12 protein-coding genes are annotated in these 16,163 nt (G+C 66.9%); 4 read left to right on the top strand and 8 right to left on the bottom strand.

What is annotated here, in order from left to right; translation table 11 throughout:
* The first annotated feature begins 205 nt into the window (after window positions 1-205).
* Both fimW and fimX read left to right on the top strand, forming a co-directional pair.
* A complete protein-coding gene (gene fimW, locus HMPREF2886_RS14485) occupies window positions 206-2,029 on the top strand; it encodes a cyclic-di-GMP receptor FimW (protein WP_033976998.1) in 1,824 nt (607 codons plus the stop codon).
* Window positions 2,030-2,093: 64 nt separating this feature from the next.
* On the top strand, window positions 2,094-4,169 hold the full coding sequence (gene fimX, locus HMPREF2886_RS14480; protein ID WP_033967861.1) for a cyclic di-GMP-binding protein FimX: 2,076 nt from the start codon (window positions 2,094-2,096) through the stop codon (window positions 4,167-4,169).
* Window positions 4,170-4,258: 89 nt separating this feature from the next.
* Here fimX and serB read toward each other — a convergent pair whose 3' ends face one another.
* Entirely contained in the window at window positions 4,259-5,473 is a 1,215-nt protein-coding gene (serB, locus tag HMPREF2886_RS14475; RefSeq protein WP_033967859.1) for a phosphoserine phosphatase SerB, read from the bottom strand.
* Window positions 5,474-5,693: 220 nt separating this feature from the next.
* Between serB and HMPREF2886_RS14470 the strand changes: the two genes are divergently transcribed.
* On the top strand, window positions 5,694-7,232 hold the full coding sequence (locus HMPREF2886_RS14470) for a YtjB family periplasmic protein (RefSeq protein ID WP_033967857.1): 1,539 nt from the start codon (window positions 5,694-5,696) through the stop codon (window positions 7,230-7,232).
* Window positions 7,229-7,765, top strand: a complete 537-nt coding sequence (locus HMPREF2886_RS14465) for a metal-dependent hydrolase (protein WP_003095684.1) — start codon at window positions 7,229-7,231, stop codon at window positions 7,763-7,765. Before HMPREF2886_RS14470 ends, HMPREF2886_RS14465 begins: the two co-directional genes overlap by 4 nt.
* 57 nt (window positions 7,766-7,822) lie before the next feature.
* Here the strand turns inward: HMPREF2886_RS14465 and HMPREF2886_RS14460 are convergent, their stop codons facing one another.
* From HMPREF2886_RS14460 to cpdA, 7 genes are all read right to left on the bottom strand, one after another.
* Entirely contained in the window at window positions 7,823-8,533 is a 711-nt protein-coding gene (locus tag HMPREF2886_RS14460) for a PqiC family protein (protein ID WP_003102054.1), read from the bottom strand.
* A gap of 292 nt (window positions 8,534-8,825) precedes the next feature.
* Window positions 8,826-11,090, bottom strand: a complete 2,265-nt coding sequence (gene parC / locus HMPREF2886_RS14455) for a DNA topoisomerase IV subunit A (RefSeq protein ID WP_033967854.1) — start codon at window positions 11,088-11,090, stop codon at window positions 8,826-8,828.
* 7 nt (window positions 11,091-11,097) lie between these two features.
* The gene (locus tag HMPREF2886_RS14450; RefSeq protein WP_070747683.1) at window positions 11,098-11,622 is read right to left on the bottom strand and encodes a retropepsin-like aspartic protease family protein; all 525 of its coding nucleotides are present in this window, start codon (window positions 11,620-11,622) and stop codon (window positions 11,098-11,100) included.
* A complete protein-coding gene (locus tag HMPREF2886_RS14445) occupies window positions 11,619-12,632 on the bottom strand; it encodes an esterase-like activity of phytase family protein (RefSeq protein ID WP_033976999.1) in 1,014 nt (337 codons plus the stop codon). The genes HMPREF2886_RS14450 and HMPREF2886_RS14445 overlap by 4 nt, the downstream gene beginning before the upstream one ends.
* The gene (gene parE / locus HMPREF2886_RS14440) at window positions 12,632-14,521 is read right to left on the bottom strand and encodes a DNA topoisomerase IV subunit B (RefSeq protein WP_003095690.1); all 1,890 of its coding nucleotides are present in this window, start codon (window positions 14,519-14,521) and stop codon (window positions 12,632-12,634) included. Before parE ends, HMPREF2886_RS14445 begins: the two co-directional genes overlap by 1 nt.
* Window positions 14,522-14,532: 11 nt before the next feature.
* The gene (locus HMPREF2886_RS14435; RefSeq protein ID WP_033967851.1) at window positions 14,533-15,153 is read right to left on the bottom strand and encodes a YqiA/YcfP family alpha/beta fold hydrolase; all 621 of its coding nucleotides are present in this window, start codon (window positions 15,151-15,153) and stop codon (window positions 14,533-14,535) included.
* 132 nt (window positions 15,154-15,285) lie between these two features.
* Window positions 15,286-16,104, bottom strand: a complete 819-nt coding sequence (cpdA, locus tag HMPREF2886_RS14430; RefSeq protein WP_033967850.1) for a 3',5'-cyclic-AMP phosphodiesterase — start codon at window positions 16,102-16,104, stop codon at window positions 15,286-15,288.
* Window positions 16,105-16,163: the final 59 nt, after the last annotated feature.

Genomic DNA, 16,163 nt, shown 5'->3' with positions numbered 1-16,163 from the left:
AGTTCGGAAAGGTCCTATCGAGCCCGTGCCGACCCCTCGGTCAGGAAAGCGGACTGCCGCACAGTTCCTGTCCTGGCCACGACGATGAACCCGCCTCCCGTGTTAAGAAAGAGGAGGCGCAGCCGCGGCGATCGGAAGTCCGGCACCTCTCCGGGGCTTCATCCCCCCGTAGAGCCTTTTCAGTAGCGGAGCCGTCTAACCCCCCATGGAAAACCAGAGCCCCCACCTCTCGTTGCGCGTCCCCACTCCGACGCAGCAGAACCTGAGCTTCTGCGACGCCACCCCGAAGGACATCAAGTACTGGCTGGCGCACCTGCCCAAGGCCAACCTCGGGGAAACCGCGCGCCAGCTCTACCAGGGCCTGATCGAACTCAACCAGATGGTGCTGCCCGTCGAGGCCCGCCTGCAACTGCTCGAACTGTTCCGTCCAGAGGTACATTTCGTCTGCGCCCACCTGGAACGGCACTTCCTCAACCAGGCCATCGTCCTCGACGAACGGCCGCGCAAGATCGCCAACCTCTGCCAGGCCCTGCAGAACCACCTGGCCATCGGCTACAAGCTGATCGTGGTCCAGGAAGCGCCGCGCAACAGCCGCGACCGCGCGCAGTTGCTCGCGGTCGGCATCCAGCGGGCGATCCGCAGCCTGTGCGGGCCGCTGATCCGCGCCAGCCAGTTGTACTGCCCGGTCCCCGAGGGGCTTTGGCTGGAACTCCACCAGCTGTACCAGTTGGCCAGCCAGCGCGGCGTGCATCGTCTCGCGGTGCGCGACGAACTGGCCAAGCACACCCCCGGCCTGAGCGTCGAGCAGGCCTACCTGATACCGCTGCTGCTCGGCTGCGCACGCTGCAACCAGATGCGCCAGAACAACATTGCACGGCTCGCCGAGGTGCTCGAACCCTGGAGCCAGCTGCTGTCGATACAGAGCGCGACGCTGCCCGGCTCGCTGTTCATCGCCGTACCGCAGATCGACGGCCCGCCGCGCTACCGTTCGCTGTACCCGGAAACCCAACTGGCCAATGCCCTCGGCATCGACACCCAGCCGCTGGTCGAGCTGATCCGCGAATACCTGCTGCAGCCCGAGGCCGAACGCGCGAAAGCGCGCCTGCCGCTGATCGAAGGGGTGACCCTGGACCTGCTGCAACATCTCTCCTCGGCCTGGGGGGACATCGCCGAACGTACCTTCCAGCGCACCCAGGGCCAGGGCCAGTTGACCCTGTGCATCGGCATGAGCGCCCTGCACTACTTCCTCGCCGGGCGCCGCCCGTTCAACGAGGTCCTGCAGATCCAGGAAGCGCCCGAGGCGCCTCGCTTCAAGGCCGACGTCCAGGACGCCTGGGCCGGCGCCTTCGATGCGCAGAAGGTCACCGACTGGCAGCCCGGCATGCCGCTGGAGGAAATCGAGTACCGCCCGCACCAGTCGCCCCGCAGTGTGCAACCCGGGCACCCGCAGGCCCACGCACAGGCTGACGCCACCGAGGACTACCCGACCTACGCCCTGCCCATCGTCAACCACAGCCCCGGCGGCTATTGCCTGAGCTGGCCGAAGGAGGTGCCCGCCCAACTGCAGGCGGGCGAACTGGTCGGCCTGCAGGACCTTCCAGGCCAGGCGTGGAGCATCGCGGTGGTGCGCTGGATCCGCCAGGTACGCAATGGCGGCACGCAGATGGGCATCGAGATGATCGCCCCGGCGGCACAGCCCTGCGGCCTGCAACTGCTGCGCAAGACCGAGCAGAGCAGCCACTACCTGCGCGCCCTGCTGCTGCCGGCGATCGCCGCGATCTCGCGGCCGGCGACGGTGATCACCCCGCGCCTGCCGTTCCAGGAGGGCAGCCGGGTGCAGATCAACCTGCACGGCGAGGAGCGGCGCGCGGTGCTGAATCGCCGGCAGGCCTCGACCGGCAGCTTCAGCCAGTTCGAATACCGCTCGGCGGAACCGGTGAACACCCCGAGCGATAAGCCGGTCACAGCGCCAGTGGCCCGGCCGCCTGCGGGGGAGGAAGATTTTGACTCGCTCTGGAAGTCTCTGTAGATTGCCCCGACACCTCCATTCGCCGTCTTTTCGCGCCCGCCCGGACGCGGACTGAGCCCTTTCCATGGCCATCGAAAAGAAAACCATCCGCCTGCTGATTCTGGAAGACTCGCAGAACGAAGCCGAACGCCTGGTCAGTCTGTTCCGCAATGCCGGCCACGCGACCCGCGTACATCGACTGACCTCTCCCGAGGACCTCGCCGAAACCCTCCAGCAAAGCTGGGACCTGCTGATCGCCGCGCCGACCAGCGAATGTCTCGAGCCCGGCGAGGCGCTCGCCACCTTGCGCCGCCAGTCGCGCGACATCCCGTTCATCCAGCTGGTGGCCGACAACAGCTCCGACGCCATCACCGACGCCTTGATGCTCGGCGCCCAGGACGCCCTGCCGCAAGGCGAGGACGAGCGCCTGGTGCTGGTCGCCAACCGCGAGCTGGCCGGCCTCGCCGAACGCCGTGCGCGCCGCGCCGCCGAACTCGCCCTGCGCGAGGCGGAAAAACGCTGCCAGTTGTTGCTCGACAGCTCGGTCGACGCCATCACCTACGTCCACGACGGCATGCACATCTACGCCAACCGCTCCTACATGGCGCTGTTCGGCTACGAGGACGCCGAGGAACTGGAAGGCCTGCCGGTCATCGACCTGATCGCTTCCTGCGACCAGGGCGCCTTCAAGGATTTCCTCAAGGGCTACCAGAACGACCAGCGCCAGACCGAACTGGTTTGCACCGGGGTCAAGCTCGACGGCCAGGAATTCAAGGCGCGCATCAGCCTCTCCGCCGCCACCTACGACGGCGAACCCTGCATCCAGGTGGTGATCCGCGGTGAGGTCGACAACGCCGAACTGGAAGAAAAGCTTCGCGAAGTCAGCAGCCAGGACCCGGTCACCGGACTTTACAACCGCAGCCACTTCCTCGACCTGATGGATGCCGCCGTGCAGCAGGCAGTGACCGCCCGCAAGCCGTCGACCCTGGCCTATATCCATCTCAACGGCTACCCCTCGCTCCAGGCCGACCACGGGCTTTCCGGGATCGACCTGCTGCTCGGCCAGTTGGCCGGACTGATGCGCGAACAGTTCGGCGAGGAAGCCGACCTGGCGCGTTTCGGCGATTCGATCTTCGCCGCCCTGTTCAAGGGCAAGACTCCCGAGCAGTCGCAAGCGGCACTGCAACGACTGCTGAAGAAGGTCGAGAACCACCTTTTCGAGCTGAACGGCCGCAGCGCCCAGGCCACCCTCAGCATCGGCGTCGCCGGTCTCGATGAGAAGACCGCCAAGGCCCAGGACGTGATGAACCGTGCGCATCGCTGCGCCGACGACGCGGCACGCAAGGGCGGGTCGCAGATCAAGCAGTACAACCCGGCGGAAGAGCTTGCCGCCGCCGCCCAGCGCGGCGACGTCATCGCGATCCTCCAGCAGGCGCTGGAGACCAACAGCTTCCGCCTGCTGTTCCAGCCAGTCATCAGCCTGCGCGGCGACAGCCACGAGAACTACGAGGTGCTCCTGCGCCTGCTCAATCCGCAGGGCCAGGAAGTGCCGCCGGCGGAGTTCCTGCATGCCGCCAAGGAAGCCGGGCTGGCGGAGAAGATCGACCGCTGGGTGATCCTAAACTCGATCAAGCTGCTCGCCGAGCATCGCGCCAAGGGGCACCAGACCAAGCTGTTCGTCCACCTGTCCAGCGCGAGCCTGCAAGACCCCGGCCTGCTGCCCTGGCTCGGGGTGGCGCTGAAGGCCGCGCGCCTGCCGCCGGAGTCGCTGGTGTTCCAGATCAGCGAAGCCGACGCCACCAGCTATCTGAAGCAGGCCAAGCAACTGACCCAGGGCCTGGCCACCCTGCATTGCCAGGCGGCGATCAGCCAGTTCGGCTGCTCGCTGAACCCGTTCAACGCGCTGAAGCACCTGACCGTGCAATTCATCAAGATCGATGGCTCCTTCGTCCAGGACCTCAACCAGGTGGAAAACCAGGAGATCCTCAAGGGCCTGATCGCCGAACTGCACGAACAGCAGAAGCTCAGCATCGTCCCCTTCGTCGAGAGCGCCAGCGTCCTCGCCACCCTGTGGCAGGCCGGCGCCACCTATATCCAGGGCTACTACCTGCAGGGGCCGAGCCAGGCGATGGACTACGACTTCTCCTCGGGAGACGAATGAAGAACGGGCGCCTTGGGCGCCCGTTGCTTTTCCGCTCTACCGACCTGGTTCGTGGCTGCCGGCGGGCCGGCAAGAGGCGCCCGCAGGCCTCAGGCCCGTCCTTCGCGGTCGCGGTAGCCGAGCAGGTAGAGGATGCCGTCCAGGCCCAGGGTCGAGATCGCCTGCTTGGCCGACTGCTTGACCAGCGGCTTGGCGCGGAACGCCACGCCCAGGCCGGCCAGGCCAAGCATCGGCAGGTCGTTGGCGCCGTCGCCGACGGCGATGGTCTGCTCCAGGCTCAGGCCTTCCTTCGCCGCCAGTTCGCGCAGCAGGTCGGCCTTGCGCTGGGCATCGACGATCGGCTCGACCGCCACCCCGGTGACCTTGCCGTCGACGATCTGCAACTCGTTGGCGAACACGTAGTCGATCCCCAGCTTCGCCTGCAGTTGACGGGCGAAATAGGTGAAGCCGCCGGACAGGATCGCGGTCTTGTAACCCAGGCGCTTGAGTTCGGCGAACAGGGTTTCCGCCCCCTCGGTCAGACGCAGCGAGGCGCCGATCTCCTCCAGTACGTCCTCCGACAGCCCCTGCAGCAGCGCCAGGCGCTCCTTGAAGCTGGCGCGGAAGTCCAGTTCACCGCGCATCGCCCGCTCGGTGATCGCGGCGACCTTCTCGCCGACACCGGCGGCCTTGGCCAGTTCGTCGATGACTTCCGCCTCGATCAGCGTCGAATCCATGTCGAACACCGCCAGCCGGCGGTTGCGGCGAAACACGCTGTCCTGCTGGAAAGCGATGTCGACGTTCAATTCCTGGGCGACGCTGAGGAATTCCGCACGCAGCGCCGCCGGATCGGCCGGTTCGCCGCGTACCGAGAACTCGATGCAGCCCTTGCCCTGGTCGGCGGGCATGTCCAGCGGCATGCGTCCGGAGAGACGGTCGATGTGGTCGATGTTCAGCGCGTACTTGGCGGTGATCGAGCTGACCCTCTGCAGTTGCTCGGCAGTCACCCGGCGGGTGAGCAGGGTCACGATGTGCCGCGCCTTGCCCTGGCCGTCGACCCATTGCCGGTAGTCCTCTTCCGAGACCGGGGTGAAGCGCACCTGCTGGTCCAGCTTGTAGGCGGTGAACAGCACGTCCTTGAGGACCGAGGAACCGGCCTCGGTATCCGGGATTTCCACCAGGATGCCGAACGACAGGGTGTCGTGAATCACCGCCTGGCCGATGTCGAGGATGCTCACCCCGCCGTGGGCCAGTACGCCGGTGATGGCCGCGGTGAGACCGGGGCGGTCTTCCCCGGTGATGTTGATCAGGACAATTTCGCGCAAGGCGTAAGCTCCGCCAGGTAAAAGACGCCATTCTACCCGCTTTCCCACGCACTCGAGAGACGCTGGCGCAGGCATTTGCCATCACCACCGGTCGGAACCGTCCGGGAAAACCCGTGAAACCGCCGCGCGGCGGCCTGGAAAGCGCGTCAACGGCCCTTTGCCCCTCGGGGGGCGCTGGTTATACTGCGCGATACCTCTATTTCAGAAGACCGAGCCCCCTGTGACCCGGCCCACGTCCGTCAAGCCCGACAATTTCTTCCTCCTGCTGTTTCGTGCCTTGCGCCAGCGCCGCGTCCCGATCGCCCTGCGGCTCGCCAGCCATAGCCTGATCCTGGTGGCCCTGGCCCTGCTGATCTACGCCTGGGTCATGGGCATGCAGTTTCGCCAGGCCATGCAGCAGCAAGCCGATGCCCTGGGCCAGAGCCTGATCACCCAGACCGCCGCCTCCGCCACCGAGCTGCTGGTGTCCAACGACATCCTCAGCCTCAACGTGCTGCTGAACAACCTGGTGAAGAACCCGCTGGTGGCCCACGCGGCGATCTACAGCGTCGACCAGCGCATCCTCGCCGAGGCCGGCAGCCGTCCGAAGCAGAGCCTGCTCGGCGCCACCGAAGGCCTGTACTCGACGCCGATCACCTTCCAGGAAGTGATCGCCGGACACCTGCGCATCAGCCTGGACATGCAGCAGTTCCAGCAGCCGATGATGATCAGCCTGCAGAGCATGGGCCTGATCAGCCTGATCCTGCTGATCCTCGCCCTGTATTTCAGCCTGCGCCTGGGGCGGCAGATTTCCACACCCTTGTTGCAATTGCGTGTCTGGTTGCGCGATCCGGACAATCCGGCCCCCGGCGCCGAATTGCAGAACGAGCTGGGCGACCTGGCGCGCGACCTGGAAGAGCGCCTGGTGCCGGAGAAGCCGCCGGCGCCGGAGCCGGAAGAAGCACCGCTGCCGCAGAACTTCGACGACATCCTGCTGGAGGACGACGAAGCCGACCTGCGCAGCCGCAAGGTCGAGGCCTCGGCCTTCGAGGATGACGACATTCCGCTGGGCGATGCCCTGCTGGACGAGACCAAGCCGGTGGAATTCACCTCCATCGACGAAGACCCGCTGGACCAGGACGCCTTCGACGAGAACGGAGCCGAAGCCGGGGACCAGTCCGCGGCGCCCGCCGCTATGCGCGAACCGCAACACAGTGCGGTGCTGGCGATCCAGCTCGGCGCCCAGGAGCAGTTGCGCCGGTTGCCGCGCAGCCGCCTGGTGGACCTCCTGCAACGCTATCGCGACTGCCTGGAACAGGCCGCCCGCCAGTACAAGGGCAGCCTGCACACGCTCAGCGACGGCGGCAGCCTGATTCTCTTCCACAGCCGCGACAACCGCGCCGACTACCTGACCAATGCGCTCTGCTGCGGTGAACTGATGCGCGCGCTCGGCCATGCCCTGCAGATCGAGGTCGCCGACAGCGGCATCACCTTGCAGCTGCAACTGGGCCTGAGCCTCGGCGAAGACCTCAGCGAACTGACCCAGGCCGACCTGCTGCTCAACGAAACCGTGCAGAACGCCCTCGCCCTCAACCAGCACAGCCGCAACCTGCTGCTGGTCGAACGCAGCATCGCCGACGACGCGGTGGTCCGCGAGCGCGCCCGTATCCGCGCCATCGCCAGTCCGGAAGGAGCCTGCTGCGTCGAGCGCCTGCTGGAGCCGTATCCGTCGATGCTCGAGCGCCAACTGGCGCGCATGCACGATCGCGCCCGCCCGTGACCACCCTGATCACCCATCCGCTGCCGGTGCTGGCGGTGGGACTGGCCCTTGGCAGCCGGGTGATCCCGCCACGCCTGCTGCTGGCAGGCATGCTCGCCGCCTGCCTGCCGGACTTCGACGTAGTCGCCTTCAAGCTCGGCATCGCCTATCACGATGCCTTCGGCCATCGCGGCTTCAGCCATTCGCTATTGTTCGCCGCGATCCTCGGCGCGCTCGCCGCCCTCGCCTGCCGGCCGCTGCATAGCGGACCGCTGAAAGCCGGGCTGTGGGTGGCGCTGGCCACCGCCTCGCACAGCCTGCTGGACGCGATGACCAACGGCGGGCTGGGCGTCGCCTGGTTCTGGCCCTGGAGCGACGCCCGCTACTTCATGCCGTTCCATCCGATCGCCGTGTCGCCGATCGGTCTGTCGCGCTTCCTCAGCGAACGCGGATTGCTGGTGCTGCAATCGGAGGCGCGCTGGGTCTGGCTGCCCTGCCTGCTGCTGGCGCTCGCCGGCATGGCCCTGCGCTTCCTGTTGCGCCGCTCACGCTGACGCCGAAACGAAAAAGCCCCGCTTCGGCGGGGCTTTCTCCTGGTCGGCTATCGACAATCAGAACCGATAGACCTCGGCGTCGGTGCGAATCGGCACCACCAGCGGCATTTTCGGACCTTCCTCTTCCTTGACCTTCGGCTTGGCTACCGGCTTGCGCGCGGTCGCCGGCGGCGGCGCCTCGGCCGCTACGGCGATCGGCTTGACGTCCTTGGCCAACTGCGCCGCCAGACGCTTGAGCAGGTCGCTCTGGGCACGGATCTGGTCGCCGATGCTGCCCTGATGCTGTTCTTCCTCGTGGAACACCCGGCTGTCCTTCAGGTCGCCCTTCTGGTCCAACAGGCGCCAGCGCGCCTCGATCACTGCCGGCTGCTTGGGGCCGGAGTCGAGGCGACTGATGGTCAGCATCACCTGGACCTGGGGGGTGAAACCGGGTTTTTCCGGGAACAGCGCCAGGCGGCTGCTGCCCAGCTCGCTGGACATCTGCCGCAGCAGTTGCTGGCTGACATTGGTCTCCAGGTTGCCCGCCCAGCGCGCTTCGGTGGACAGACTGAGAATGCCATCGGCCTGCCGCTGCACCATCACATCGCGCTTGAGATAGTCGGCCAGTTGTACCGGCCCGAGCAGGACGGCCGCACCGCCGTCCTTTTTCGGTACCGCGGCGGCACCGACGTCCAACTGGTAGAGCTGGGCCGGCGGATGGACCGCACAACCCGTCAGCCCGAGCAGGCTGACGAGGGAAAGACATGCGAAGACGCGCCACGCGCTCATCGAGAACCACCGTATTTCGCCGAAGATCGGCACTACTGATGCAAGACTTGAATTCCACTGGCCACCCGCCATCGGAAACGGCGACCGAAGGGGCGTATCATCCCCTAACCAGCGCCATAGCTCCAGAGGCAGAGCGTATTCCGAAACCGGTTTCGGACCACCTGCGTCAGGGGAAAACCCGGCGGAACCCGCCAGGGAAACGACATTCGCCCGGAAAGCCGGCCTCGGAAGAGGCCGCTTTCGCCATTCCCTTGCGGATATGCGAGCGATCGGAGACCGGTAACGGCTCATTTCAATCCTGTGGCGGAATATCCACCAGCAGGCTGTCGACGCGCTGGAATCCGCGCGGCAGCTTGTTGCCTCGACGGCCGCGCTCTCCCTTGTAGTGTTCCAGGTCGTCGCCCTTGAGCGACAGGGTACGCTTCCCGGCCTGCAGGACCAACGTTGCCCCGGCTGGCAGAACAGCCAGGTCGGTGAGGTATTCCTCGCGGCTGGCCACGCGTTCGCCGGGGATGCCGATGATCTTGTTGCCCTTGCCCTTGCCGAGCTGCGGCAGGTCGGAGACCTTGAACAATAGCAGACGGCCCTCGGTCGTCACGGCCGCCAGCCAATCCTGCTCCACATCGCGCACCGGGCGCGGCGCCACCACGGCGGAGCCGTTGGGCAGACTGAGCAGGGCCTTGCCGGCCTTGTTCTTGGCCTGCAGGTCCTCGCCCTTGACCACGAAACCATAGCCGGCGTCGGAAGCGATCACGAACAGCGCATCATCGTCCGGCAGCAGCACGCATTCGAAGCTGGCCCCCGGCGGCGGCGTCAGCCGGCCGCTGAGCGGCTCGCCCTGGCCCCGCGCGGACGGCAGGCTGTGGGCCGGCAGCGAGTAGCTGCGCCCGGTGGAGTCGATGAATACCGCATACTGGTTCGAGCGTCCCGGTGCGGCGGCCTTGAAACCGTCGCCGGCCTTGTAGGAGAGACCGGCAGCGTCGATGTCGTGGCCCTTGGCGCAACGCACCCAGCCTTTTTCCGAGAGCACCACGGTCACCGGTTCGGTGGGCATCAGCTCGGTTTCCGACAGCGCGCGGGCCTCGGCGCGGGCGACGATCGGCGAACGGCGGTCGTCGCCGTAGGTCTCGGCGTCCTTGATCAGTTCCTCGCGCACCAGCTTCTTCAGCTTGGCCTCGCTTCCGAGCAGGGTCTGCAGGCGCTTCTGCTCCTTCAGCAACTCTTCCTGCTCGCCACGGATCTTCATCTCTTCCAGGCGCGCCAACTGGCGCAGGCGGGTGTCGAGGATGTAGTCGGCCTGCACCTCGCTGAGTTCGAAGCGCTCCATCAGCACCGCCTTGGGCTGGTCCTCGGTGCGGATGATGTGGATCACCTCGTCGAGGTTGAGGAAGGCGATCAGCAAGCCATCCAGCAGATGCAGGCGGCGCTCGACCTTGTCCAGGCGGAACTGCAAGCGTCGACGCACGGTGCCGATGCGGAACTGCAGCCACTCCGAGAGCAACTGGCGCAGGTCCTTGACCTGCGGCTTGCCGTCGAGGCCGATGATGTTCAGGTTGACCCGATAGGTGGTCTCCAGGTCGGTGGTGGCGAACAGATGGGTCATCAGTTCCTCGACATCGACCCGGTTCGAACGCGGGATGATGACGATGCGGGTCGGGTTCTCGTGGTCCGACTCGTCGCGCAGGTCGGCCACCATCGGCAGCTTCTTGGCCTGCATCTGCCCGGCGATCTGTTCCAGCACCTTGGAACCGGACACCTGGTGCGGCAGGGCGTGGATGACGATGTCGCCGTCCTCGACGCGGTACACCGCGCGCATGCGCACCGAACCGCGGCCGGTCTCGTAGACCTTCTGCAGGTCGGCGCGCGGGGTGATGATCTCGGCTTCGGTGGGGAAGTCCGGGCCCGGCACGTGTTCGCACAATTCGGCGACCGTCGCGCCCGGCTGGTCGAGCAGGCGCACGCAGGCCGAGGCGACTTCCCGCAGGTTGTGCGGCGGCACGTCGGTGGCCATGCCCACCGCGATGCCGGTGGTGCCGTTGAGCAGCAGGTTGGGCAGGCGGGCCGGCAGCACGGCCGGCTCGTCGAGGGTGCCGTCGAAGTTCGGTACCCAGTCCACGGTACCCTGGCCCAGTTCGCTGAGCAGCACCTCGGAATAGCGCGACAGGCGCGCCTCGGTATAACGCATGGCGGCAAAGGACTTGGGATCGTCCGGCGCCCCCCAGTTGCCCTGGCCGTCCACCAGCGGATAGCGATAGGAGAACGGCTGCGCCATCAGCACCATGGCCTCGTAGCAGGCCGAGTCGCCGTGCGGGTGGAACTTGCCGAGCACGTCGCCGACGGTGCGCGCCGACTTCTTGTGCTTGGAATCGGCATCCAGACCCAGTTCGCTCATGGCGTAGACGATGCGTCGCTGCACCGGCTTCAGGCCGTCGCCGATATGCGGCAGGGCGCGGTCCATGATCACGTACATGGAATAATTCAGATAGGCCTGCTCGGTGAACTCGGCCAACGACCGGCGTTCGACCCCTTCCAGGCTCAGATCGAGGGATTCGCTCATGCGTACCTCACGGAGAAGTGTTTTGGCGCAGCACCAGGGTGCCGTCGCGCTGGGTGAATTCGAGTTGTTTCAGGGCACTCATGCCGAGTAGCACCTCATCGCCGTCCATGCCCGGCGCAATCAGCGCCGCGACCCCGGACAGGCGGATATCGCCGAGTTGCAGCTGCTCCAGCCGCGTGCGCCAGCCCGTGGCACGGCCGTTGGCCGTGCTCAGGGTAATCGGCGCGCCGCGCTCCAGCGCGAGTCTTGCCGCCAGGGCTTCCGGCACCGCCACCTGGGTCGCCCCGGTATCGAGCAGGAAGGTCACGCCCTGGCCGTTGATCTGCCCGTTCAGCAGGTAATGGCCCTGGCGGCTGCTGGCCAGGCGCAACTCGACGTAGCCGTCGCCATGGATCGATTGCGGCGCCTGATTCGGGTTGCGCTGTCGATCTTCCCAGACGTCGAAATAGCGCGTCGCCAGCGCCAGCCCGGCGACCCAGGCCAGCACCAGCATGATCCGTCCCAGCCGCTGACCGGGCGCCTGTTGCGTCACTTGTCCCCCAACCAGCCGCCGGCGGGCGCGGCGAAGCGCAGGACGAAGGGCCGCACGTCGCCATCGGCACGCGCATGGTCGCCATTGTCGATGCCCAGCCATGCCCCCTTGTCGTCCAGCGACAAGGCCTCCGCGACGCCGTAGGGCAGTTCGTAGCGACGTTCGGGTGCCAGGACCGCCGAGGCGAACGACCAGCAGCGCTCGACCTTGGCCTGGGCCAGGTCGCGGCGGCAGATCTGGTGCGCCAGGCGCTCCAGGGTGAACAGCTTGCCGCGGTAGAAGGCGAGGTCGGAGAAATCCTTCGGCAGCTTGCGCGCGCTGCCCAGTTCCGGCGGCGGCTCGATCTTGCCGCCCTCGGCGAGCAGTACGCAGCTGCCCTCGCAGCGCCAGGCACTGTTGTCGCGGTGGGCCACCAGCAGGCCGCGGCGCTCGCGCTCGGCAGCCAGCCAGAGGCGCTTGCCCTCGGGGTCGACGGCGATCCCTTCGAACAGCGCGTTGAAATTCATCAGCATGCCGCTGGCCCGCGCTTGCGGCAGCAGGCCGGGCGGCAGGCGCAGCCAGTTCGGCGCGCCGCTCACCGGCAGTTGCAGGACCGCCGCGTGCGCCTCGCTGACCAGGTAGCGATTGCCGGCGGCATCGCAGGCGATGCCTTCGAAGTCGAGGTTGCCGCCGCGCACCAGGCCGCTGAGCCAGACCCGCGTGCTCATGCCCCAGGGCAGCCCGCTGTCCGGCGGGGTCGGAGCGATGAAACTCTCGGCCTCGGCCTGCCAGGGCTGGTCGGAGCCTTCGGCCGAGGGTTGCAGGCGATACAGGCGGTCGTCGTCGCGGTCGGAAACCGTCCACAGCGCGCTGCCGCACCAGGCCAGCCCGGAGAGGTTGCCGCCGCGCATGCCCTCCACCGCATGTTCGGAGATGAAGCTCAAGGCTGCCGGAACCGGTGGCTCTGGCGGCGCCTCGGCCGCCTGGACCAGGCCCCCGAACAGGCCGAGGATGGCCAGCAGGCGGCGCATCAGACCAGCACCTCGGCCAGGTTGCCCTTGCTTTCCAGCCAGGACTTGCGGTCGCCGGCGCGCTTCTTGGCCAGCAGCATGTCCATGATCTCCAGGGTACCGGTGGCGTCCTCCAGGGTGAGCTGGACCAGCCGCCGGGTATTCGGATCCATGGTGGTCTCGCGCAGTTGCAGCGGATTCATTTCGCCAAGGCCCTTGAAGCGGGTGACCTGCGGCTTGCCGCGCTTCTTCTCGGCGGCCAGGCGCTCGAGGATGCCGTCGCGCTCGGCTTCGTCGAGGGCATAGTAGATTTCCTTGCCGAGGTCGATGCGGTACAGCGGCGGCATCGCCACGTAGACGTGGCCGGCTTCCACCAGCGGGCGGAAATGGCGGACGAACAGCGCGCAGAGCAGCGTAGCGATGTGCAGGCCGTCGGAGTCGGCATCCGCGAGGATACAGATCTTGCCGTAGCGCAGCTGGGCCAGGTCGCTGGCGCCCGGATCGACGCCGATGGCCACCGCGATGTCGTGGACCTCCTGGCTGGCGAGCACCTCGCCACCGTCCACTTCCCAGGTGTTCAGGATCTTTCCGCGCAGCGGCATGATCGCCTGGAACTCCTTGTCCCGCGCCTGCTTCGCCGAGCCGCCGGCGGAGTCGCCCTCGACCAGGAACAGTTCCGCGCGCATCGGTTCCTGTCCGGCGCAGTCAGCCAGTTTGCCGGGCAGCGCCGGCCCCTGGGTGATCTTCTTGCGCTCGACCTTCTTGCCCGCCTTGAGGCGACGCCCGGCGTTGCTGATCGCCAGTTCCGCCAGTTGCAGGCCGATTTCGGCGTGCTCGTTGAGCCACAGGCTGAAGGCGTCCTTCACCACGCCCGAGACGAACGCCGCCGCCTCGCGGGACGACAGGCGCTCCTTGGTCTGCCCGGAGAACTGCGGTTCCTGCATCTTCATCGAGAGGACGAAGGCGATCCGTTCCCAGACGTCCTCGGGCGCCAGCTTGACGCCGCGCGGCAACAGGTTGCGGAACTCGCAGAATTCGCGCATGGCGTCGAGCAGGCCCTGGCGCAGGCCGTTCACATGGGTGCCGCCTTGGGCCGTGGGAATCAGGTTGACGTAGCTTTCCTGCACCGACTCACCACCCTCGGGCAGCCACAGCAGGGCCCAGCTCACCGCCTCCTTGGAACCTTCGAGGTTGCCGCAGAAGGGTTCGTCCGGCAGGCGCGGCAGCTCGGCGACCGCGTCGGTCAGGTAGGAGCGCAGGCCGTCCTCGAAGTGCCACTCGACGCGCTCGCCGGTGTTCTTGTCCTCGAACACCACGCTCAAGCCCGGGCACAGCACCGCCTTGGCCTTGAGCACATGCTTGAGGCGGCTGACCGAGAACTTCGCCGAATCGAAATACTTCGGATCCGGCCAGAAATGCACGCTGGTACCGGTATTGCGCTTGCCGACCGTGCCGATGACTTCCAGATCGCTGTCCTTGAAGCCGTCGGCGAAGGTCATCCGGTACTCGTTGGCGTCGCGCTTGACGCGTACCTCGACCCGGGTCGAGAGCGCGTTCACCACCGAGATGCCGACCCCGTGCAAGCCGCCGGAGAACTGGTAGTTCTTGTTCGAGAACTTGCCGCCGGCATGCAGCTTGGTAAGGATCAGCTCGACGCCCGGCACGCCCTCTTCCGGGTGGATGTCCACCGGCATGCCGCGGCCGTCGTCGATGACTTCCAGCGAGTTGTCCTGGTGCAGGATCACCTGCACGCTCTTCGCGTGGCCGGCCAGGGCTTCGTCGACGCTGTTGTCGATGACTTCCTGGGCCAGGTGGTTGGGGCGGGTGGTGTCGGTGTACATCCCCGGGCGCTTGCGCACCGGGTCGAGGCCGGAAAGGACTTCGATGGCGTCTGCGTTGTAAGTAGCCATGGGGTCTCTATTCAGTCAAAAGTCGAAAAGTCGGTGTCGCGCCACAGCGCCGACGGATAGCCGGCGAACGCCAGCAGCGCCGGCAGGTGCCGGGCGAAGCCCTGGAAACCGTGGTCGCCGCCGGCCTGGATACGTAGCGCGCAGGCTCGGTAGAAGGCCTGCGCGGCGCGATAGTCGAGGGTTTCGTCGGCGGTCTGCAGCCATACCTGGTAGCGTTCGGGACGTTGCAGGTGCGTGACTTCCAGTTCGGCCAACGCCGCCACGTGGTCCTCGGTGAGTTCCCAGGTCTCGCCGCTGTAGTGGTTGGTCTGTGGGCCCAGGTAGCCGTCGAAGGAGCGATGCGGGGCGACCGCCGGATTGACCAGGATCGCCGCCAGGCCATGGCGCTCCGCCAAATGGGTCGCATAGTAGCCACCCAGGGAGCTGCCGACCAGCACCGGTTGCCCGAGCTCGGCGATGGCCCGCTCCAACTGGGCGATGGCCTGCCGTGGGTGATGGTGCAGGGCCGGGACGCGCAGGCCTTCGGCCAGGCCCAACTGGCCGAAGGCCGCCTGCAGCTGGCGCGCCTTGTGCGATTCGGGCGAACTGTTGAAGCCGTGGATATACAGCAGGGATAGGCTGGTCGCGGTCATCGGGAACGGGCTAATGGGCTTCAACTCGGTAGGGAAAGCCGAACGGTACCAGCTTCCAGGCTTCATCTTCCAGCCTGCGCGCCGATCGGCAACGACGTACGCGGCCGCGGTATCCCGCGACCGGGGGGCATGTCAGTATCCGGCGGTGTCGTAGTCCACTTCGAAGACGACGTCGTCGACCCGCGAGATCCCCGTTTCCAGGCGCCCGTCGTCGTGCAGGCGCAACCAGCGGTAGCCCGGCGCCAGGCGGTCGAGGGTGAAGTCGCTGCTACCGGGGGCGAACTGTACGCAGGTGGACGGCGAAGCCAGCAGGCGCAGCGGGCCGCGCTGACGGTCGAACTCCTGGTGAATGTGCCCCCACAGCAGGCAGCGCACCTGCGGATAGGGCGCCAGCAGGTCGAACAGCGCCTGCGGGTTGCGCAGGCCGATGGGATCCATCCAGTCGCTGCCGATCGGCACCGGGTGGTGATGGAAGGAAACCAGCAGGAAGCGTTCGCCGGCGCTGTCGATGGCGCGCCGCAGCAGCTCCAGCTGATTCTCCTCGAGATAGCCCGGCACCGCGCCGGGAATGCTCGAGTCGAGCAACACCACGCGCCAGTTGCCGACGTCGACGACCTGCTCCAGCAGGTCGCTGCCCTCGGTCGCCCGTTGCATCGGCTCGCGTTCGTCGTGGTTACCGGCGAACCAGCGCAACGGCGCGTCCAGGGGGGCGCTCAACCTGCGGAAGCGTGTGTAGGAATCGAGGCTGCCGTCCTGGGAGACGTCGCCGGTGGCGAGAATCAGGTCGATCCGCGGCTGCTCCCGGGCGACCCGCTCGACCACCTTCTCCAGGCTATGGGCGGTATCCATGCCAAGCAGGCGCGCGCCATCCTCGGCGAACAGGTGGCTGTCCGAGAGCTGCACCAGCAGTACGGAGGCGTCGGTGGCGGGAGTGTTCGAATGGCGTGACAAAGGGCCGTCTCCTGAAGGCGAGGCGTCCGCGGTGAAAGGGATGATTATGGTGACCGACG

Source organism: Pseudomonas sp. HMSC066A08 (assembly GCF_001813025.1).
Lineage (GTDB): Bacteria > Pseudomonadota > Gammaproteobacteria > Pseudomonadales > Pseudomonadaceae > Pseudomonas > Pseudomonas aeruginosa.
Note: the sequence above shows the minus strand (reverse complement) of the source record. Positions and strands in the feature narration are given on the sequence as shown.